The following is a 21,242-nucleotide window of genomic DNA, read 5'->3' on the forward strand; positions in this document are numbered from 1 at the left end:
CATCACGCCATTGCTCGCCGGGATGTGCGCGGGCGAGGGCAGGGGCGCGCCGGGCGGGACCAGCTCGTCACCGGTGCTGAGGATTGCGACGCTTGGGAGTGGGTGCACCGGTAGAGTGCCATGCCCAGCCATCGCGGCGAGCGCGGTCAACCGCGCATCAATCAGCGTTCCTGCTTCGGCGAGAAGCGCGCCATGCGCGAAATCATGGCCCGCGCGGCGGACATGTGCGCCGAATGCCGCCGGGCCGTCGCCGGTGAGCAGCAGCGTATCGTCTTCGCGGGCACAATCCTCCTGCACCAGCACGCTGTCTGCCCCGCTCGGCATCACGGCACCGGTAGAGATGCGCACCGCCTCGCCAGAGCCGATGGCCATTTCATATGGCCGCCCGGCGGCGCTCTCGCCGATCACGCGCCACGGCCCCGGCATGTCGGCCCAACGGATCGCGTAACCATCCATCGCCGAGAGGTCAGCGGCTGGCTGGTTACGCGCGGCGCTAACCGGCGCGGCCAGGTAGCGCCCGGCGCACTGATCCAGGGGTAGATCAATCGAAGGCCGCAGCGTCGCCAATGCGAGAAGCCGCGCCTGCGCCTCGGCCAGCGGGATCAGGCCGCCCGCTGCAGTCATGTCGCCTGCCAGTCGCCCGATTTGCCGCCGCTCTTGGCGAGCAGCCGAACCGGGCCGATGGTCATGCCCTTGTCCAGCGCCTTGGCCATGTCATAAATGGTCAGCAAGGCGATGCTGGCTGCGGTGAGCGCTTCCATCTCCACCCCGGTCTTGCCCGACGTGCGCACCTTCGTTTCGACGTGGATGCCGGTTTCAACATAGTTGAAATCGACCGACACGCTGCTGATTGGCAGGGGGTGGCACAGGGGGATGAGGTCGCTGGTGCGCTTGGCAGCCATGATGCCTGCGATACGCGCAGTGCCCAGCACATCGCCTTTTTTGATGTCGCCCGCCTTGATCGCGGCGATCACTGGAGGTTGCATTGCGATCACCCCCTCGGCCACCGCCTCGCGCATCGTATCGGGCTTGCTGGAAACATCGACCATATGCGCCGCGCCGCTGGCGTCGATATGGGTGAGGTCGCTCACGCTGCGACCGCTCCGGTCAGCAATGCGCGCGTGGCGGCGGCAATATCGCTTTGACGCATTAGCGATTCCCCAACCAGGAAATTGCGCACCCCCGCCTTGCTGAGCCGCTGGCAATCATCATGGCTGAAAATGCCGCTTTCGGAGACCGCGATATAGCCTTGCGGGATCAGCCTGATCAGCCGTTCGGTCGTGGCGATGTCGGTTTCAAAGCTGCGCAGGTCGCGGTTGTTGATCCCGATCAGCGGCGATTTTAGCCCGAGCGCGCGGTGCAGTTCATCCTCGTCGTGCACCTCGACCAGCACGTCCATTTGCATGTCGAGCGCGGCGGTTTCGATGTCGGCCATGGTCGCATCATCGAGCGCGGCGACGATGATCAGGATCGCATCGGCCCCCAGCGCGCGGCTTTCAGCCACCTGCCAGACATCGACCATGAAGTCCTTGCGCAGGCACGGCAGATCGCACGCGGCGCGCGCGGCGACCAGAAAATCGTCATGCCCTTCAAAATAGGGCGTATCGGTGAGCACCGAGAGGCACGTCGCACCTCCGGCCTGGTACGCAGCGGCGTGCGCGGCGGGGTCGAAATCGGCGCGGATCAAGCCCTTGGAGGGGCTTGCGCGTTTGATCTCGGCGATCAGGCCGAAGCCGGTCTGCGAGGCGCGCGCCAACGCCTGCGCAAAGCCTCGCGGTGCGCTGGCTTGGGCGGCGCGCTGTTCCATGTCGCCGAGCCCGGTGATTGCCTTGCGCCGCTCGACCTCGATGCGCTTGGCCGCGCAGATTTCCTCAAGCTTGTTCATCATACCGCCCTGGTAAAATCGATCCAGCAGGTGAGCAAGGCATTGGCCAGTCCCTTGTCGATCGCCTCGGCAGCTTCCTCTGCACCATCGGCAAGACTGTCGACCTCGCCTGCAACCAGCAGTGCAGCGGCGGCATTCAGCAGCACCGCATCGCGATACGCGCCAAGCTCGCCCTGCAGCAGGCGGCGCAGCGCGGCGGCGTTAAACGCCGCATCGCCGCCGCGAATCGCCTCAATAGGGTGTTGCGGCAATCCTGCATCCGCCGCCGACCAGCGTTTCATGATCACGCCCGCCGGGCCGATATCAGCAACCTCGTTGCCGCCCGCCAGCGAGAGTTCGTCGAGCCCTTCATCGCCCGAGACGATCAACGACTGTTCGGTGCCCAACATGTCCAGCGCCTCGGCATAGACGTGGACATAGCCGGGTCGGGCGATGCCGATCAGCTGGCGTTTCACCCCCGCCGGATTGGCCAGCGGCCCCATCAGGTTGAAGATCGTGCGCTTGCCGATCGCCTTGCGGATCGGCTGGATACGCCGCATTGCGGGGTGATGGTTGGCAGCGAACAGGAAGCAGATACCGATTTCGGCAAGCGATTGTTCGGCTGATCTGCCTGCCGCATCCATATCCAGCCCCAGCGCCTCGAGCGTGTCGGCAGCACCTGCCTTGGACGATGCCGCGCGGTTGCCATGCTTGGCGACCGGCACATCGCACGTAGCGACGACCAACGCCACGGCGGTTGAAACGTTGAGGCTGTGATGGCCATCGCCGCCGGTGCCGCATACATCGATGGCGCCCGCAGGCGCGGCAATCGGGATCAGCCGGTCGCGCAAGCCTTGCGCGGCAGCGGCGATCTCGACCGCGGTCTCGCCGCGATCCGACAGCGCGACGAGGAATTGTGCGATCGCGTCATCGCTCACCGTGCCGTCAAGAATGGCGGTAAAGGCGGCGGCCGCGGCATCGCCGCTGAGCGGCAGTGTGGTATCGGGTAGGCTGGTCATGGCGGTTGGGTGTTTTAGCGCAGCGTGTTGAAAACACCAGAGCCGACGCACCAAATTGGCTGAACCCGCGTCTGAGATCAGGACATGACGTCTATTTTGGCGTTTTGCAGGTGCCCAGCACTTCGGTGATACCGGTCAGCAGCTTTTCATCGCCGGCAACTGCGGTCTGAACCTGCTTTTTGAGGGCGGGACGGATGCGCGCCAACGCGCTGACCATCTCGGCATCATTGTCGTCGCGTTTCACATACAGGTCTTTGACATGCATGAACCAAGCGGTCGCAATCTCGCGCGATTGCTCCGATCCAAGATCATCGGGCAATTGGCTGAGCAGCGTCTGGCTGGTATGCGCCTGCTCATAGCCGAGATACCATTCAAGCCAGTGGGCAACGCAATTCGTCTTTTCACTCAGGGTGACCGCGCTGAGCCCGGAGCCGGCGCCTCTGTCATAGGCCGCAGTCCCGGCAGCCCCGAGCGACACAAAGTCCTGCGAATGGGCTGGCTGGCTGGATGCGACGAGCAGTGCGCCCGACATCATGAGCGAACCGATAGCAAAAGGGATACTTTGCATGAAAGTCTCCGGCGCGACCTTGAACAGTGCTTAGGCGAGGGGTGCGGCGGCTGTCAATTTTGCAGGCTCCAGCCCGGCAATCGTCATGAAGTTGGCGAGCAGGGCATGGCCATGTTCAGTCGCGATGCTTTCCGGGTGGAACTGCACCCCGTGGATCGGCAATGTTGCATGACGAAAGCCCATGATGTGCGGGGTTGCGGCATCATCAACGGCAACGCGCGCGTTGACGATCAGGGTATTGGGCAAGCTCGCCTCGGGCACAACCAGCGAGTGGTAGCGCGTCGCGCGGAAGGGCGAGGGCAGCCCTGCAAACACGCCGCTGTCATCGTGCGACACTGGCGATGTCTTGCCGTGCATCAGCCCGCCGCGCACGACCTCACCGCCGAAATACTGGCCAATCGCCTGATGGCCCAGGCATACGCCGAGCAAGGGCTTTGCCGCATCGGCGCAGGCAGCGACCAGATCGAGCGAGATCCCGGCCTCGTTGGGCGTGCAGGGTCCTGGCGAGATCAGGAACGCCTGCGCGTTGGTGGCAATCGCCTCGCGCGCAGAGAGCGCATCGTTGCGCTCGACCCGCACCCCGGCCCCCAGCTCCATCAGATAATGGACAAGGTTGTAGGTGAAGCTGTCGTAATTATCGATGACAAGGATCATTGCCCAAACCCCGTTTCGCCTGCCAGCCGCAATGCCTCGCGCGCGGCGGCGAAGAGCGCCCCTGCCTTGGCCTCGCATTCGCGCTGTTCGTATTCGGGCACGCTGTCTGCGACGATGCCTGCGCCTGCCTGCACGTGCATGGTGCCATCGCGGACGATGGCGGTGCGTAGCACGATGCAGCTGTCGACCGATCCATCCGGCGCGAAATAGCCGACGCCGCCTGCATAGGCTCCGCGTGTTTCCGACTCCAGCGAGGCGATCACCTCACACGCGCGCACCTTGGGCGCGCCGCTTACCGTGCCTGCAGGAAAGCCTGCAAACAGCGCGTCGATGGCATCGCGCTCGGGCACCAGCTCACCCACGACATTGCTGACGATGTGCATGACATGGCTGTATTGCTCGACCGTGAAGCTGTCGGTGACGCGCACCGTGCCCGCCTTCGCGACCCGCCCGACATCGTTGCGGCCAAGATCGAGCAGCATCTGGTGCTCGGCCAGTTCCTTGGGATCGGCGAGCAGACTGGCGCGGTTCTCGGCGTCTTCGGCAGAGGTTTTTCCGCGCGGGCGCGTGCCGGCGATCGGGCGGATGGTCACCTCGCCATCGCGTACCCGTACCAAGATTTCGGGGCTTGATCCGATCAGCGCGAGGCCAGGCAGATCGAGGAAATACAAAAACGGGGACGGGTTCACCCGGCGCAGCGCGCGGTACAGCTCGACCGGCGGCAGGGTGAACGGGGCGGTGAAGCGCTGGGCGAGCACCACCTGAAACACGTCGCCCGCCTCGATATAGTCCTTGGCCGCGCGCACCATGTCGCCATAGCGGCCCGGTGCCAGCACCGGCTGCGGCTGCAATGCATCGGGATGAAACGCCTGCTGGCGCACCGCGGCGGGCAACGACCCTGCGAGCATGCGTTCAACCGCATCGAGCCGTTCCTCGGCGCGCGTGATCTGTGCATCGGCCGCACCATCAGCATCCGCCCAGATGGGTGCGATCAGGAACAATTCGTCTTTCAGCCGGTCGAACACCAGCAGCACCGTGGGCCGCACGAACAGCATGTCGGGCAGCTGCAGGGGCGATTGCGGTGCACGCGGCAGGGTTTCGACCAGCCCGACCGTTTCATAACCGAAATAGCCGACCAGACAGGCGAGCGCGCGCGGAAGTTCTGCAGGTACCTGCATCGTGCAGCGCTGGGCCAGCGTCCGCAAGGCCTTGAGCGCGGGCTGGGTGTCTGGCGCAAAAGCGCTGCGGTCGTGCAGCCAATGCGGGTTGATCTCGGCTACGTCGCCCGTGGCGCGAAACACCAGATCGGGCGCGATGCCAAGCAGGCTGTGCCGCGCGCGCGTCTCACCGCCCTCGACCGACTCGAGCAGAAAATCGCCGCGCTCCGGCTCGATCAGCTTGAGCGCGGCAGAAACCGGTGTTTCGGTGTCGGCGATCTGTCGCCGCCAGATCAGCGATGATGCGCCAGTCCCAAGCGCCAGCGCGGCCTCTGCGCGGTTATGGCTCGCGCCCGCACGCATCAATTGTCCCTGTTGCGCCCGGTCAGCTGATCGGTGACGCGCTTGACCGCGGCCGGGTTGCGCTTGACCTTGACGCTGGCTTTAATCGCATTGGCCAGCTGCTCGCCATATTCATTGGCAACGATCTGCGCCAGCTGGGTCCGCGTTGCAGACAACAGTTCGGGCACCTTGCTGGCATCGCCGCGATTGATCTTGGAGAGGTGCACCACGAACCAGCCCGCCTTGTTCGGCGCTTCGAGCACCTTGGTCGTGCCTTCGGCCATGCTGAACAACAGCGCAACCGGCGGCGGCACCCGGCCATCCTGCTGCATCATCGTCTGCCGGTTGGTGGCAATCTTCTCGATATTCGGCAGCCGCACCGGAGCAGCTGAGATCGCCTTGTCGAGATCAGCCGGGGCGCGCACACTCTTGGCCATCGTATCCGCCAGCTTTTTCGCGGTAAGCGAACCCTGCGAGAGCAAATAATCGGCCTCTACATTGGCGCGGATGCGGGCTAGAGGCGGCGGCGCTGAAGGCTTGATTTCCTGCACCTCAAACAGCGCGTATTCGATGCCCTCCTGCACCTCTACGAGCTGTGGCCCTGCATCTTCCTCAAGCCCGAACGCCACTGGCAGGATTGCCTGATAGGCGCCGATGGGCACAAATTCAGGATTTGTCGGCGACAGACCGTTGACCAGCAATTCAGGGCTGGTTTGCAGCGTCAGGTTATTTTCGCTGGCAAGGTCGGCAAGCGACGCGCCATCGGCAATGCGGTCTTCAAGTTCGGCGGTGAAATCGGAAATAGCCTCGCGCAGCTTTTCCTGCGAAATTTCGGTTTCCAACTGTGAACGCGTCTGCGCCAGGCTGCGCCCCGCAATCTGCAGAACATCGTTGACCTTGACGACATGCCAGCCGAGGCCCGAACGGGCAGGCTTGGCGACCGATCCCTTGCTCGCCGCGAACGCTGCATCGGCGACCGTCGCCGATGTGGCAGCGCGCAACTGGGCTTTTGAGAGCATGCCCAGCTCAATTGGCTCGAGTCCGGCAGCGCGCGCAGCTGCGAACAGCGTCGTGCCTGCATTGACCTTGTCGGCGATTGCCTTTGCGGCGGCTTCGGTGGGAACGATCAACTGTTCCACATCGCGGTTTTCAGACGCGACGAACTCACTGGCGCGCGATTTGTATAGCGTCGCGATTTCCGCATCGCTGACCTTGATGCCATCGCGTAAACGGTTGCTGAGAAACGTGGCCGAGCGGATGACACGGCGTTCCGGCACCCGGTAACGCTCGCCATTCTTGGCATAAAAGCTCTTGAGCTGGGCTTCAGTCGGCTTGCCCTGAGGCGCGAACAGCACCGATGGCACCAGTGCGATGCTGCCTTCGCGGCCTTCCAGCACCAGCCCGGCATAAGGCAGGGCAATCTGCGCAGGCAGCTTGACGCCGAATGTGGCGGGCACCAGCAATTGGTCGCCAATCAGCGCTCGCGCAATGTCGTCGCGTACGCGCGACTCGGTCAGTCCCTGCTGCTGCAGCGCACTCCGGAACAGCTGTTCGCTAAATCGGCCATCGGCACCACGAAATGCCTGGATTCCGGCGATTTCGCTGTCGACCAGCCGCTTGCTCGCAGCAAGACCGTATTTTTGGCCAAAGGCCGACGCGGCATAGCTGCCGACGAGTTGCTCCATGATGCTGTCGATGGCGCCCTGATCGGCGAACGCGACCATATCAAGTTGCGGATTGTCCTGCCGGGTCTGGTTGAACGCATTGGTCACCGTCGTGCTGAATTCATTTGCGGTGATGCTGTTCCCACCAACATCGGCGACATTCTCGTTACCGATCCCGCCAAATGTGCTTCCCGTGCCGGTGATGTCAGACGCGGCAAAGGCGACCGCGATCAGCGCCACGAACAGAAAGGTTATGAACAGGCCAATCTTGGACTGAAAGAACGAACGGAAAAAGCTGATCATGAAAAGGTCCGCTTGGATAGGGCCTGGCGCGGGCCACGGCTGGAAATGCCGGTGCTTTAGGAGCCTTTGGCGCAGGCATCAACCCTGCCGAAGCACGCCAATGCGCATGGCTGGTCAAGCGCCGCCCGATTTGCTAGCCGCCGCAGACTGCAAGACATCATCCGGAAGGGATTTGGACACTGTGACGTTGAACCGCAGCTATATCGTCGGCAACTGGAAAATGAACGGCGCATTGGCCGATGGCGCGGTGCTGGATGCGATTGAGGCAGGCATTGCCGAGCAATCGGGGGTCGATGTCGCCTTGTGCCCGCCCGCGACACTGATCGCAGCGTTTGCGCAAAAGGCCAAAGCGATCGGTATCGGCGCGCAGGATTGTCACGCTGCCCCCTCGGGAGCGCATACCGGCTGCTTGTCAGCGCCTATGCTGAAAGAAGCAGGGGCGCGCTTTGCGATTGTCGGCCATTCCGAGCGGCGCGCCGGTCAGGGTGAAAGCAATACCGACGTTGCGGCCAAGGCGCAGGCTCTGTTTAATGCCGGCCTGGGTGCGATCTTGTGCGTTGGCGAAACGCTCGCTGAGCGCGATGCTGGAAATGCGATTGCATTTGTAACCCAGCAGTTGGCCGAGTCCCTGCCGATCTCTGCCGCGCCTGACTGGCTGACCGTGGCCTATGAACCGGTGTGGGCAATCGGCACCGGACGCGTGCCGCAGGATGCGGATATTGCGGCAATGCACGCCGCGCTGCGCGTTACGTTGGTGGAGCGGGTCGGGGAGGGCGGGCAATCGATCCGCATTTTATATGGTGGCTCGGTGAACCCCGCCAACGCTGCCCAGATTCTCGTGTTAACCGATGTCGGCGGGGCGCTTGTGGGCGGCGCGAGCCTCAAGGCAGAGACATTCCTGCCGATTGTCGCGGCGGCGGCGCGCTAGGCTGATATTGCGGCCGCATCGGTTTGGCCAGACGCGCGGTGCGCGCAGTTGCGCATCGCCGATGCAATCGCTATGTGCCCGCCATTGCATTGTATCATTTTGATAGGCGTTTCATGTCTGACCTTTTCCTGTTCATCACCGTTTTGCAGACGATTGTCGCAGCTAGTATGGTGGGGGTGATCCTGATGCAGCGCTCCGAAGGCGGCGCGCTCGGCGTCGGCGGCAGCCCCAACGGATTGATGTCAGCGCGTGGCGCGGGTGACTTTTTAACCAGAGCGACCGCGATTCTGGCGACGGCATTTGTCCTGTTGAGCGTCGTGCTAGCGGTGCTCGCTGCCAACGTTCATTCCACAAGCAACATCGATACCTCGCTCGAGCGCAACGTGGCAGCACCAGCGGGTGATCCCCTTGCTGATCCGTTGAGCGCGCCGGCCGGCACCCCTGCCAACGGGGATCCGTTGTCGGCAGCAGGCGCACAGACTGGCCAGGGCGACGTAACACCCGCCGCACCGGCGACATCGGACGATACGCCGCCCGCCAACTGATCCTGTGGTTGCGCCTGCGGGTGTTTGCACAGGATTATTTGACTGATTACGGATTCGCGCGCTTGTCATGCGCGCGACCTTGCGGGTAACGCTCTCCTCCCATGGCGCGATTTATTTTTATCACTGGCGGCGTGGTGTCTTCGCTTGGCAAGGGGCTGATGGCAGCAAGCCTCGGTGCACTGCTTCAGGCACGCGGCTACCGCGTCCGCATCCGCAAGTTCGATCCGTATCTCAACGTCGATCCAGGCACGATGTCGCCATATCAGCACGGTGAGGTCTATGTCACCGATGACGGCGCAGAGACCGATCTCGACCTTGGCCATTATGAGCGTTTCACCGGGGTCTCCGCCCGGCAATCGGACAATGTCACCTCTGGCCGCATCTATCAGACGATCATCACCCGCGAACGACGCGGTGATTATCTGGGTGCGACCGTGCAGGTCATTCCGCACGTCACCGACGCGATCAAGCAATTCGCCCAGGCTGATACTGCAGATCTTGATTTTGTGCTTTGCGAGATCGGCGGCACGGTTGGCGATATCGAAAGCCTGCCGTTTATCGAGGCGATCCGTCAGCTGCGCAACGACATCGGCCGCGAAAACTCAGTATTCGTGCACGTCACGCTGGTGCCGTATATCGCGGCGGCGGGCGAGCTCAAGACCAAGCCAACCCAGCACAGTGTGCGCGAACTGACCTCACTCGGCATTCAGCCCGACATCCTTCTGTGCCGCTGCGAGCATCCCTTGCCGGACAACGAGCGCGCCAAGATCGCGCTGTTTTGCAATGTCCGCAAGGAAGCGGTAATCCCTGCGCTTGATGCCAAGAGCATCTATGCTGTGCCACTGCAATATCATGCTGAGGGGCTTGATGGCGAAGTGCTGCGCGCCTTTGGCATCGAGGATGCCGCCGAACCTGCGCTGGAGCGCTGGCACGACATCATGGACCGCCAGAGCAACCCCGAAGGCGAAGTGACCATTGGTGTCGTCGGCAAATATGTCGGGCTGCAGGATGCCTATAAGTCGCTGCATGAGGCGTTGGTCCACGGCGGCCTCGCCAACCGGGTCAAGGTGCATGTCAAATGGCTTGATGCCGAGCTGTTTGAAACCCTGCCCGATGCCGAACTGGCGGCGGTGCTTGAGCCGATGCACGGCATATTGGTGCCCGGCGGCTTTGGCGAGCGCGGCAGCGAGGGCAAGATCGCTTCGGTTCGCTTTGCCCGCGAACGCGATGTGCCGTTCTTCGGCATCTGCCTCGGCATGCAGATGGCTTGTATCGAGGCAGCGCGCAACACATCCGGCGTGACCAGTGCATCGACCAGCGAATTTGGCGCGACCAATGAGCCGGTGGTCGGGCTCATCACCGAATGGCTCAGCGAATCGGGGCTGCAAACGCGCAGCGCCAACGGTGATCTGGGCGGCACGATGCGGCTTGGAGCCTATCCGGCCAGACTTTCGGGCAACAGCCGGGTGCACGGCATCTATGGGGCCGATGCGATCAGCGAGCGCCACCGCCACCGCTACGAAGTCAACATGGCCTATCACGAACGACTCGAGAAGGGCGGCCTGATCTTTTCCGGCATGTCGCCCGACGGGGTGCTGCCTGAAATCGTTGAAAGGCCTGACCATCCCTGGTTTATCGGGGTGCAATATCACCCCGAACTTAAGAGCCGTCCGTTTGATCCACACCCGCTGTTTGCGAGCTTTATTGCCGCAGCGGTCAAGCAAAGCCGCCTGGTTTAGCAGCTGCGCTTGATTGGGCTTGGCCCGGTCAATTGGAAATGAAGCAACATACAAAATGGGAAATTAGCCTTATTTCTCTGTGTTGTGCGTTGGCGCACAGCAGGTTAAGTCATTTCGGAGGAAACACGATTCATCGGCAGCGCAGCCGGGATTGACCAAAAGTTGCTCAATTGGCCATGCAACCGACAGAAAGGAAGGGACGGGACCACGATCATGCACGCCAACGAGCTTGCCGCGTTGCTTGCCAGCCACAGTCTGTTCGCCGATTGCGAAACCGATGAACTGTCCGACATCATCCTGCGCGGGCATTTTGTTAAATACCGCAAGGGGCAGGAAATCATCGGACAGGGCGATGACGGCGACAATCTTCTGATCATTCTGACCGGTTTTGCCCGGGTCAGTATGGTGGCCAGCAACGGCCATGAGATTGTGCTCGACTATGCCGAGCCCGGATATGTGATCGGCGAGATCGCGTTTCTGGATGGCGGCCCTCGCACTGCTTCGATCCAGGCATTGACCGACCTGACGGCATTGTCGCTGTCGCGCCCGGCCTTTGATGAGATCGCAGAACGGCATAATGCCTTGCCCAGGCGGATGCTCAGGGTGATGGCCAAACGGCTCCGGCAGGCCAATGATGTGATTGAGGCGGACCGGGCGTTCACCTCCGGACCCCGTCTGGCGCGCTATCTGCTGCGGCTGATGGTGGCAGGCGCGACCGAAGGCAAGCTCAAGCTGGACCTTAGCCAGAGTGAACTTGGAACTTTCGCGGGATTGTCACGAGAACAGATTAATCGCCAGCTATCGGCCTGGTCAGACGGTGGTTTGATCAAGCTGGAGCAAGGCCGGGTGAGGATCATTGATCGCGATACACTGCTGGAGATATCCGAAGCAGCGTAAGCGGAATGAACGAGAATCAAAGAGATTTGCGCAGCGATGCGCATCAGCATTTTCTGGGGTTGGTGCAGGTGAGTGCGACCCCGCCGACATCGGCCCCGGAAAAGCCACAACACAAATGGCGTTAGGCATTCGTAGCGCGGTGTTTATGAGTTTCCCAGGATCGGGCAAGGTAAATGCGACCCGGCCGAGCCTGATACTGGGAATACTTGCGTCCGAGCGGGCGCGGGGGGCGGGCCTGAAAGGGCTCGCCCTCTTTTTTTGATTCGGCCTTTATCAAGTTACTGCCGACAAACTGCAAACGTGCTTCACTGGCAACATCTGCACTGCAAAATAAAAAACGGGGCGGGCCGTTGCCGACCCACCCCGTTGCTGCGTTTCAACAATCAGTTCGGCGTCATGCTGCCTTGCTGTCTGAGCCGACGTTGGCCTGCGAATCGGCGCCCGCGGACTCTACCACGGCGAGCTTGGGCGCGCCGTTGATCATGATTTTCTTGGGCTTCATCGCTTCGGGCACCTCGCGCACCAGATCGATGACCAGCAGACCATCTTCGAGGTTCGCGTCCTGCACCCGCACGAAATCGGCAAGTTCAAAGCGCCGCTCAAAATTACGATTGGCGATACCGATGTGCAGGAAGTTGCCACGCGATTCGGTTTCCGCAGCCTTGCGACCGGTCACGACCAACAAATTCTGCTGGGCAATGATCTCAATCTCATCGGGCTTGAATCCGGCGACAGCCAGCGTGATGCGATAGTCATCCTCGCTGGATCGTTCGATGTTGAATGGCGGGTAATTGTCGCCCTGTGAGATGCGGGCCTGATTTTCAAGCAGGTCGAAAAGGCGGTCGAAACCAACAGTGGTGCGACGATAGGGGGTGAAATCAAAACGGTTCATGAAAAAATCCTTTTCTCAAGCGATTCTATAGGTTTGAAGCCCGCATCTCGCGGCACTTCGGTGACATATGCAGCGCCCGCAGGGGCGCGCTGCACGGCCAGAAACTGGGTCCGCAAAAATCGCGTTTCAAGATGTCAGCAAAATTTTTTGGACGTTGAACCGCCGGTGCCTGGCCAAGACATTGTGTAGGCAATTCACGAAAAAAGAGCGTCCGGTCCCCAAGACCCGGACGCTCTTGATCAGGCTCCAGATCGCGCCCGGAAAGCCAAGTGGCTCTCTGTCGCATATCAGACCCTATTTTCCTGCCATCTTCCCCAAAACGGCAGGAATCCCGTATCCCCAAACACTTGGCTCAAACCGCCTTGTGCAATGTCATGATTCCGTAACGAAGCCGCTGTGACCAGCAGAATTAAGGGGATAGCCTCATTTTAGTGCTATCCTGTGCCCAAACTGCAACATACGCTTCGTGTGATCCTTGCAGTGATCGTGCATTGTCACTGCGCCGCGTGCTGGCTAAGGCCGGGCAATTGTTTGCCTGACGTATCGGGCATCACAGCCGGAAAGGATAAGCTGCCAGCTATGCTGTCCACGTTTGAATGGACGATCGCCAAGCGATACCTGCTCCCGGGCAGAGGTGAGGCGTTTATCTTTCTGGTTGCCGGGATCAGCCTGGTGGCGGTTATGCTCGGCGTTGCCGCGCTGATCATCGTGATGAGCGTGATGAACGGCTTCCGCGCCGAACTGCTCGACAAGATCGTCGGGTTGAACGGCCATGCCGTGGTGCAGGGCTATGGCGGGCGGCTGAACAATTGGCAGGACATACTCGCTGAGGCCAAGGCAATGGATGGCGTGGTCTCCGCTTCCCCGCTGATAGAGCAGCCGTTGCTGGTCAATTATGAAGGCCGGGTTGAAGCGATATTGGTGCGCGGCACCGATGCGCCCGATATTGCCGCGCTTAAGGACAAGACGGTGCTTGGCTCGGTCGCGGACCTCAAGGCGGGCTCGTCACGCGTCGCTTTGGGATCGCGGCTTGCACAGAACCTTGGGGTGCGGCTGGGCGACAGCATCACCATCATCAATCCGGCGGGGCGCTCGACGCCGTTCGGCACGGTGCCGCGCGAGATTCTCTACGAGGTTGCCGCAATCGTCGAGATTGGCGTTTATGATTATGACAAGGCATTCGTCATCATGCCGATCCGCGATGCGCAGCTGTTGCTGCTGCTTGGTGATCAGGTGGGGATGATCGAGATCACCACCCGCGATGCCGACAAAGTCTCGCAAATACTGGCGCCACTCACCGAAAAGCTGCGCGGCCAGGCGCAGGTGTCCGATTGGCGCACGATCAATGCATCGCTGTTCGAGGCGCTGGCGGTGGAACGGGTGGCGATGTTCATCGTCCTGTCGATCATCATTCTGGTGGCGGTGTTCAACATCCTGTCGTCGCTGATCATGCTGGTGCGTGCCAAGACCCGCGACATAGCGATCCTGCGCACAATGGGCGCAAGCCGCAATTCGATGCTGAAGGTGTTTATCACCGTGGGGCTGATCATCGGCACGCTGGGCACGCTGGCCGGCCTGGGGCTGGGCTTTGTCTTCCTGTATTTCCGACAGAATATTGTGCTGTTCGTGCAGATGGTGACGGGTCAGGAGCTGTGGGACCCGTCGATTCGCTTCCTCACCGAACTGCCCAGCCGCACCGACCCGACGGAGGTGCTGGTGATCACCGGCATGGCAATGGTGTTCAGTTTCCTTGCGACGCTTTACCCGGCACTGAAAGCCTCAAGCACTGACCCTGTCCAGGTGTTGCGCTATGAGTGAGGCGGTGATTGCACTCGCCGACGTCCACCGCAGCTTTTCGCAGGGCGGTGTGACGATTAATGTGCTCAAGGGCGTGAACCTCGCGGTTGCACCGGGCGAGATCGTTGGATTGCTCGGCCCTTCGGGCTCGGGCAAATCGACGCTGTTGCAGGCGGTGGGTCTGCTGGAGGGCGGGTTTACCGGATCAATCCGCATTGCTGGCGAAGAGGCCGCGAGCCTGTCGAGCGATGGCCGCACCCGGCTGCGCAAGACCGCGCTCGGATTTATCTATCAGTTCCACCATCTGCTGCCCGATTTCACCGCACAGGAGAATGTCATTTTGCCGCAGCTGATCATGGGCAAGACGCGCGGTGAATCGGCTGAACGTGCCCAGCAGCTGCTTGCGCGTCTGGGGCTTGGGGAGCGGCTGACGCACCGGCCCAGCCAGCTTTCGGGCGGCGAACAGCAACGCGTTGCGGTGGCGCGTGCGCTGGCGAACAAGCCAAAGGTCGTTCTGGCGGACGAACCGACCGGAAATCTGGATGAAGCGACCGCCGATATCGTGTTTCGGGAGTTCCTACATCTTGTAAGGGAGGAAGGCAGCGCGGCATTGGTGGCAACGCACAACGAGCGTCTCGCCACCCGGATGGACCGGGTCGTCCGCCTGCACGATGGAAGGATTGCATGACCGTTTTTGATTACACCATGACGCTGCCCGATGGCAGCGCCAAGCCGCTCACCGAATATCAGGGCAAAGTGTTGCTGATCGTCAACACCGCATCCAAATGTGGCTTCACGCCCCAATACGAAGGGCTTGAGGCGCTGCACCGCGAATATCAGAATCGCGGTTTTGAGGTGCTGGGCTTTCCGTGCAACCAATTCGGCGCGCAGGAACCGGGTGATGCAGATGAGATCAAAAACTTCTGCTCGCTGACCTATGATGTCACCTTTCCGCTCTCGGCCAAGATTGCCGTGAATGGCGAAGAGGCTGACCCGCTGTGGAAACATTTGAAAAGCCAGCAATCCGGCCTGATGGGCAGCCGCGCGATCAAATGGAATTTCACCAAGTTTCTGGTTGATCGCAAGGGCAACGTGACCGCGCGCCATGGATCGATGGTGAAACCCGAGCAGTTGAAAGCGGATATTGAGAAGTTGCTGTAACCGGCGGCACGGCGATTTCGAATACATGTCGTCCACGGGCGAACGCCGGTGTCCAGAGCGGCTACAGCGCGATCTGACTCATGGACTCCGGCTTTCGTCGGAGAACTGATAGAAACGCTGAAATCGAATCAGTAATCCAGCGAGAGCGCACCGATGTTTGAAGCGATCAGCACTTGGGCCAACGGGCTGGGCGCGCAATATGGCGTCAATCCGGTCATTTTCGCGTCGATCTACATCGGCGCGGTTCCGCTGTTTGTGCTCAGCATCGGTTGGCTGGTGCGCAACGCGCGCACGGGCAAATCGACCGTGCTGCCGGTGATGTGCGCGGGCGCGTGTTTTGTTTCGGCTTACGTCTATCTGGCGATTGCCGGGCGCAACATCCCGGTCTGGGTATGGATATTCCTTGCCGCGCTGATAATCTACGGCATCTGGTCCACGGTGCGCGATGTGCGGCGCAAGATCGCGGCGCGGGATTTATCCACCGGCGAGTGAAGCGTCTCGGTTCACGAATCGAGAACCAGCCGGTAGCGTTGACCGATGGCTTATGAACCATTCGTCCCGCTTCGCGTCTTTTCAGCCTATACCATGCTGGAAGGCGCGAACGAGCCCAAGGCCATCGCCAAGACGGCGAAGGATCGCGGCTTTCCGGCCATCGCGCTGGTGGATCGCAATGGGCTTTATGCCGGAATGCCATTTGCCGATGGCTGCTTTGAGGCAGGCATCCAGCCGATCATCGGCACCTTGCTGTGCGTCGCCCGCCCCGGTGCAGAGGGCAGCGCGCCAGTGCTCGACTGGCTGGCGCTTTATGCGCAGAACGACACCGGCTATGCCAACCTGTGCGATCTGGTGTCGACCGCGCATCTTGAGCGCCCGCTTGAGCTGCCCGCGCATGTGACGATGGACCGGCTCGATGGGCGCACTGAGGGCGTGATCGCGCTGACCGCAGGGTCTGAAGGTGCGCTGACCCGGTTGCTCGGCGCGGGCCAGCATGAGGCGGCGGCGGATTATCTCGACCGATTGCAGGCGCTGTTTGACGGCCGGCTTTATCTTGAGATCAGCCGTCGCGGCGATGCGCTTGAATCAATGGCCGAGGGTGCGCTGATCGACCTGGCCTATGCGCGCGGACTGCCGCTGGTTGCAACCAATCCGGCCTGCTACGCCGATCCCGGATTTCATGCCGCGCATGATGCGATGTTGTGCATCGCCCGCGGTGAATATGTCAGCGGCAAGGACCGGGTGCGCAGCTCGCCCGAGGCCTGGATCAAATCTGCGCCGATGATGCGCGAATTGTTCAGCGACCTGCCCGAGGCATTGCTCAACACGCTAGTGGTGGCCAAGCGCTGCGCTTTTGCCCCACCCCAGCGCAAGCCTATCCTGCCCAGCCTGGCAGGCGACCTGTCGGGCGAGGCCGCGCAGCTGCGGGCCGATGCCGAGGCGGGGCTGGCGGATCGCTTGTCGCGCTATCAAGACCTGAGCGATGACCAGCGACAGGTTTATACTGACCGGCTGGCGTTCGAGATCGACGTCATCACCGGCATGGGCTTTCCTGGCTATTTCCTGATCGTGGCAGATTTCATCAAATGGGCAAAGGGGCAGGGCATCCCGGTGGGTCCGGGGCGCGGATCGGGCGCGGGTTCGGTGGTCGCCTGGGCGCTGACGATCACCGATCTTGATCCGCTCAAGCTTGGCCTGCTGTTCGAACGGTTTTTGAACCCCGAGCGCGTTTCGATGCCCGATTTCGACATCGACTTTTGCGAAACCCGGCGCGGCGAGGTCATCCGCTATGTGCAGGCCAAATATGGCCGCGATCATGTCGCGCAGATCATCACCTTCGGGAAGCTCAAGGCGCGCGCGGTGCTGCGCGACACGGGCCGCGTGTTGCAGATGGGCTATGGCCGCATCGATGGGCTGTGCAAGCTGGTGCCCAATCACCCGACCGATCCATGGAAGCTCGACCGCGCGCTGGCCGGGGTTGAAGAGCTGCGAAACCAGTATCGTGAGGACGATGAGGTTCGACACTTGTTCGATCTGGCGATGCAGCTCGAAGGCTTGCCCCGGCACAGCTCCACTCACGCAGCGGGCGTTGTGATTGGTGACCGGCCACTGGCGCAGCTGGTGCCGCTGTATTGTGATCCGCGATCAGACATGCCGGTGACCCAGTTCGACATGAAATATGTCGAGATGGCGGGGCTGGTAAAGTTCGACTTTCTGGGCTTGAAGACGCTTTCGGTGCTGCACAAGGCGGGCGAGATGCTGCAAAAGCGCGGCATCACCATCAATCTGGAAACCCTGGCTTGGGATGACCAGCAGGTGTTTGAGCTGCTCAAGCGTGGGGATACGGTGGGCGTGTTCCAGCTTGAATCCGAAGGGATGCGCCGGACGCTGGCGCAGGTAAAGCCGACCGCGTTCGGAGACATCATCGCGCTCGTCTCGCTCTACCGTCCCGGCCCGATGGACAATATCCCGAGCTTTGGTGCGCGCAAGAACGGGCGCGAGGTGATCACCTATCCGCATCCCATGCTCGAAGATATCCTCAAGGAAACGTACGGCATTATCGTCTATCAGGAACAGGTCATGCAGGCGGCGCAGGTGCTCGCTGGCTATTCGTTGGGTGAAGCCGATCTGCTGCGCCGCGCGATGGGCAAGAAGATCAAGGCCGAGATGGACCAGCAGCGCGGCCGGTTTGTCGCGGGCGCAGGGCGCAACGGCATCGAAACCAAAAAGGCGAACGTGCTGTTTGATTTGATCGACAAGTTTGCCGGCTATGGCTTCAACAAGTCGCACGCTGCTGCTTATGCCTTGCTCGCCTATCAGACCGCGTGGGTGAAGGCACATTATCCGCACGAGTTTTTTGCCGCCTCGATGTGTTTCGACATGCATCAGAGCGAAAAGCTCAACATCTTTGTCGATGATATGCGCCGCCTTGGTGTCGCCTGCCTGCCGCCGTGCATCAACACGAGCGAAGCCGAATTTTCGGTTGAGCAGACTGAAAGCGGACTGGCAGTGCGCTATGCATTGGCGGGCCTGAAAAACGTCGGAGAAAAGGCGATGGAGGGTATCATCGCAACGCGCATGACCGGCGGGCCGTTTTCTTCGCTTGGCGATTTTGCAGATCGGGTCGACGCGGGCCAGGTCAACAAGCGCCAGATCGAAAGCCTCGCATCGGCAGGCGCGTTCGACTGTCTGGGCCTTGACCGCGCGGCGGTGCATGGCGGGGCGGATATGGTATTGGCGGTCGCATCGGAAGCGCAGCGCCAGCGCGCCAGCGGGCAGGGCGGGCTGTTCGCCGATGTCCAGCAGCCGGGCCAATTGCTGCGCCTGCCCAAGGCCAATGGCTGGTCGCCCGGCGAAGCGATGTCGCGCGAACGCGAGGCCTTCGGGTTCTTTTTTTCTGCGCATCCGGTCACGCAATTTTCTTCCGTCATCAAGGCGCAAGGGGTGCGACGCTATCAGCAGGTGATCGACACGCTGAACCTGCGCGTCGGCGAAAAAAAATTCGGCAAGGTTGCGGCGTTGGTTGAGAACGCCAACCGCCGCCAAAGCAAGCGGGGCGACACTTTTGTGATGGCAGATCTGTCAGATGAAAGCGGGCAGTTTTCCGTCAGATGCTTTGACGACCATCTGGTCAATGCGATGTCTGACTGGGCCGCGCAATCGTGTTGCCTTTTGCTTGAGCTTGAGTTTGACCGGGCGAGTGAAGAACAGCCACCGCGCGCGACCGTGCGCCGGGCGACCCCGCTTGACGCCATCCATACCGAGATCCGCTACAAGGCGGAGATCGAGATCAATCATCCCGCCGCGATGGCGGCTTTGGCACAACTGCTCGGCCCCAGTGACGCCGGACACGATGAACTGGTGGCGCGGCTGGCGATGGGCCAGGGGCGTATGATGCCGGTGCGGCTCGGACAACGATATCAGCTGAGCGAGCAGCTGATCACCAGCTTGCGTGCGCTGGATGGCGTGGTGTCGCTGAATGTCGAGACTTTTGCTGTCACGAAGCCGGAACTACGGCTCGTCCATTGACTTGAAAGCCGGATCAGGCTTTTTGATCGGTCAAAAGCGTCAAGCCAGTTACGGTCCAGTTACGGGAGAGTGAAATGGTTTTCGGTGGAATGCAGGATTACGAATTGCGGGTCATGCGGCTGCTCGACCATGCCGAACGCGAACATGGCACGCGTGAAATCATCAGCCGCTGGGCTGATAGCAGCGAGACCCGCACCAATTGGGCAGGCATTGCGCGCGATGCGCGGCGACTGGCCAAGGTGCTGACCAGGCTGGGTATCGGCAAGGGCGACCGGGTCGCGACAATCGCGATGAACCACAGCCGCCATCTGGTTGCCTGGTACGGCGCGATTGGCGTGGGCGGGGTGATCCATACGATCAACCCGCGCCTTTTTGAAGATCAGCTCGAATACATCGCCAACCATGCTGAAGACAAGGTTCTCCTATACGATGCCGCGTTCCAGCCGATCATCGACATGATGAAGGCGAAATGGACCACAATCGAACATTACATCTGCTTCGATCCACCTGCCGGGTCAGATGTGCAGGGGTTCGAAGCGCTGCTCGACAGCAGCGATGACCAGTTCCGCTGGATCGAGGGGTCCGAGCGCGAGCCGTGTATGCTGTGCTATACCTCGGGCACGACCGGCAACCCCAAGGGTGTGCTCTATGAGCACCGCTCAACGGTCATTCATGCGATGGCTGAGATGCAGCCTGCGGTGTTCAGCCTGTCACCGCAGGCGGTCGCGCTGCCGGTGGTGCCGATGTTCCATGCCGCTGCCTGGGGCCTGCCGTTTGCCGGGGCGGCCGCCGGCATCAAGTTCGTGTTCTCTGCCGTCAACGACCCCGCGGTACTGTGCGAGTTGATGAACCGCGAGAAGGTGACACATTCCGCCGGGGTGCCGACAGTCTGGCTGGCGCTGTTTCAGTACATCGATACCACTGGCATCAAGCCCGAGCATCTGCAGGTCGTCACCATCGGCGGCTCGGCAGCGCCACGCGCGATGTGCGAGCGGATCATGAAAATGGGCGTACGGATGAACCACGCGTGGGGCATGACCGAAACCTCGCCGATCGGCACGATGGGCGCGCCGCCGCACAATTGGGATGAGCTTGATTTCGAGGCGCAGCTTGATGTCGTCACCAAGCAGGGGCGGGTGCCGTTTGGCGTGGAACTCCGCGTGGTCGATGAAGAGGGTAACATCCTGCCGCGCGATGGCGTGTCCAGCGGTCGCCTGCAGATCAAGGGTCCGTGGATCATCAAGCGCTATTTCAAGGCAGAGGAAGACGCGTTGACGGCGGATGGCTGGTTCGACACCGGCGATGTCTCGGTGATCCACCCCGATGGCGTCATGCAGATTACTGACCGCGCCAAGGATGTGATCAAGTCAGGCGGTGAATGGATCAGCTCGGTTGATCTTGAGAACGCCGCGATGGGCATGGCCGAGGTCGCCGAAGCCGCTGCAATCGGCATGCCGCACCCCAAATGGGACGAGCGCCCGATGCTGATCGTCGTGCCCAAGCCCGGGACCAACCCGAGCAAGGACGCGATCAATGCGCATCTGGCCGATCATGTCGCCAAATGGTGGCTGCCCGACGACATCGTCTTCGTCGATGCCTTGCCGCATTCGGCGACCGGAAAACTGCTCAAAACCGCATTGCGCGAGCAGTTCAGGGACCATGTGCTGCCGACCATCTGAATGCCCGGCG

The 21,242-nt window shown here is 61.4% G+C and carries 19 protein-coding genes; 10 read left to right on the forward strand and 9 right to left on the reverse strand.

Going from position 1 to position 21,242, the window contains the following annotated elements; all coding sequences use genetic code 11:
- From ACEW8G_RS10970 to ACEW8G_RS11005, 8 genes are all read right to left on the reverse strand, one after another.
- Nucleotides 1-624: molybdopterin molybdotransferase MoeA (locus ACEW8G_RS10970; RefSeq protein ID WP_373488457.1), on the reverse strand; the 624-nt coding region annotated here is incomplete at its 3' end.
- Nucleotides 621-1,091 (reverse strand): cyclic pyranopterin monophosphate synthase MoaC, encoded by a 471-nt coding sequence (gene moaC, locus ACEW8G_RS10975; RefSeq protein WP_373488458.1) that lies wholly within the window; start codon nt 1,089-1,091, stop codon nt 621-623. The genes ACEW8G_RS10970 and moaC, both read right to left, overlap by 4 nt.
- Complete coding sequence (gene trpC / locus ACEW8G_RS10980; protein WP_373488459.1) at nt 1,088-1,888, reverse strand: indole-3-glycerol phosphate synthase TrpC; 801 nt, start codon at nt 1,886-1,888, stop codon at nt 1,088-1,090. The genes moaC and trpC overlap by 4 nt, the downstream gene beginning before the upstream one ends.
- Nucleotides 1,885-2,883 (reverse strand): anthranilate phosphoribosyltransferase, encoded by a 999-nt coding sequence (trpD, locus tag ACEW8G_RS10985; protein ID WP_373488460.1) that lies wholly within the window; start codon nt 2,881-2,883, stop codon nt 1,885-1,887. Before trpD ends, trpC begins: the two co-directional genes overlap by 4 nt.
- A gap of 91 nt (nt 2,884-2,974) precedes the next feature.
- Complete coding sequence (locus ACEW8G_RS10990) at nt 2,975-3,451, reverse strand: hypothetical protein (protein WP_373488461.1); 477 nt, start codon at nt 3,449-3,451, stop codon at nt 2,975-2,977.
- Between the two features lie 30 nt (nt 3,452-3,481).
- Complete coding sequence (locus ACEW8G_RS10995) at nt 3,482-4,105, reverse strand: aminodeoxychorismate/anthranilate synthase component II (RefSeq protein ID WP_373488462.1); 624 nt, start codon at nt 4,103-4,105, stop codon at nt 3,482-3,484.
- Nucleotides 4,102-5,625 (reverse strand): anthranilate synthase component I family protein, encoded by a 1,524-nt coding sequence (locus ACEW8G_RS11000; protein WP_373488463.1) that lies wholly within the window; start codon nt 5,623-5,625, stop codon nt 4,102-4,104. Before ACEW8G_RS11000 ends, ACEW8G_RS10995 begins: the two co-directional genes overlap by 4 nt.
- Nucleotides 5,625-7,571 (reverse strand): SurA N-terminal domain-containing protein, encoded by a 1,947-nt coding sequence (locus ACEW8G_RS11005; protein WP_373488464.1) that lies wholly within the window; start codon nt 7,569-7,571, stop codon nt 5,625-5,627. Before ACEW8G_RS11005 ends, ACEW8G_RS11000 begins: the two co-directional genes overlap by 1 nt.
- Before the next feature lie 181 nt (nt 7,572-7,752).
- Here ACEW8G_RS11005 and tpiA point away from each other — a divergent pair, with 181 nt between their 5' ends.
- The 4 genes from tpiA (at nt 7,753) to ACEW8G_RS11025 (ending at nt 11,680) form a co-directional block, all read left to right on the forward strand.
- Entirely contained in the window at nt 7,753-8,499 is a 747-nt protein-coding gene (tpiA, locus tag ACEW8G_RS11010) for a triose-phosphate isomerase (RefSeq protein ID WP_373488465.1), read from the forward strand.
- A 113-nt stretch (nt 8,500-8,612) separates the two neighbouring features.
- Entirely contained in the window at nt 8,613-9,044 is a 432-nt protein-coding gene (gene secG, locus ACEW8G_RS11015) for a preprotein translocase subunit SecG (RefSeq protein WP_373488466.1), read from the forward strand.
- A gap of 101 nt (nt 9,045-9,145) precedes the next feature.
- Complete coding sequence (locus ACEW8G_RS11020; protein WP_373488467.1) at nt 9,146-10,783, forward strand: CTP synthase; 1,638 nt, start codon at nt 9,146-9,148, stop codon at nt 10,781-10,783.
- 213 nt (nt 10,784-10,996) lie between these two features.
- A complete protein-coding gene (locus ACEW8G_RS11025) occupies nt 10,997-11,680 on the forward strand; it encodes a Crp/Fnr family transcriptional regulator (protein WP_373488468.1) in 684 nt (227 codons plus the stop codon).
- 394 nt (nt 11,681-12,074) lie between these two features.
- On the opposite strand, the gene ACEW8G_RS11030 is transcribed toward ACEW8G_RS11025, so the two are convergent.
- Nucleotides 12,075-12,572, reverse strand: a complete 498-nt coding sequence (locus ACEW8G_RS11030) for an Hsp20 family protein (RefSeq protein WP_373488469.1) — start codon at nt 12,570-12,572, stop codon at nt 12,075-12,077.
- Nucleotides 12,573-13,151: 579 nt separating this feature from the next.
- Between ACEW8G_RS11030 and ACEW8G_RS11035 the strand changes: the two genes are divergently transcribed.
- The 6 genes from ACEW8G_RS11035 to ACEW8G_RS11060 all read left to right on the forward strand — a co-directional run bounded on the left by ACEW8G_RS11035 (nt 13,152) and on the right by ACEW8G_RS11060 (nt 21,232).
- On the forward strand, nt 13,152-14,390 hold the full coding sequence (locus ACEW8G_RS11035; protein WP_373488470.1) for a lipoprotein-releasing ABC transporter permease subunit: 1,239 nt from the start codon (nt 13,152-13,154) through the stop codon (nt 14,388-14,390).
- Nucleotides 14,383-15,057, forward strand: coding sequence for an ABC transporter ATP-binding protein (locus ACEW8G_RS11040; RefSeq protein WP_373488471.1), 675 nt, complete (start codon nt 14,383-14,385; stop codon nt 15,055-15,057). Before ACEW8G_RS11035 ends, ACEW8G_RS11040 begins: the two co-directional genes overlap by 8 nt.
- Nucleotides 15,054-15,530, forward strand: a complete 477-nt coding sequence (locus ACEW8G_RS11045; RefSeq protein WP_373488472.1) for a glutathione peroxidase — start codon at nt 15,054-15,056, stop codon at nt 15,528-15,530. Before ACEW8G_RS11040 ends, ACEW8G_RS11045 begins: the two co-directional genes overlap by 4 nt.
- 153 nt (nt 15,531-15,683) lie before the next feature.
- Nucleotides 15,684-16,022, forward strand: a complete 339-nt coding sequence (locus tag ACEW8G_RS11050; protein WP_373488473.1) for a hypothetical protein — start codon at nt 15,684-15,686, stop codon at nt 16,020-16,022.
- Nucleotides 16,023-16,067: 45 nt separating this feature from the next.
- Nucleotides 16,068-19,553, forward strand: coding sequence for a DNA polymerase III subunit alpha (dnaE, locus tag ACEW8G_RS11055; protein ID WP_373488474.1), 3,486 nt, complete (start codon nt 16,068-16,070; stop codon nt 19,551-19,553).
- Nucleotides 19,554-19,627: 74 nt separating this feature from the next.
- A complete protein-coding gene (locus ACEW8G_RS11060) occupies nt 19,628-21,232 on the forward strand; it encodes a long-chain fatty acid--CoA ligase (protein WP_373488475.1) in 1,605 nt (534 codons plus the stop codon).
- Nucleotides 21,233-21,242 lie beyond the last annotated feature (10 nt).

The organism is Blastomonas sp., from assembly GCF_041747255.1.
In the GTDB taxonomy this organism is placed as follows: Bacteria; Pseudomonadota; Alphaproteobacteria; order Sphingomonadales; family Sphingomonadaceae; genus Blastomonas.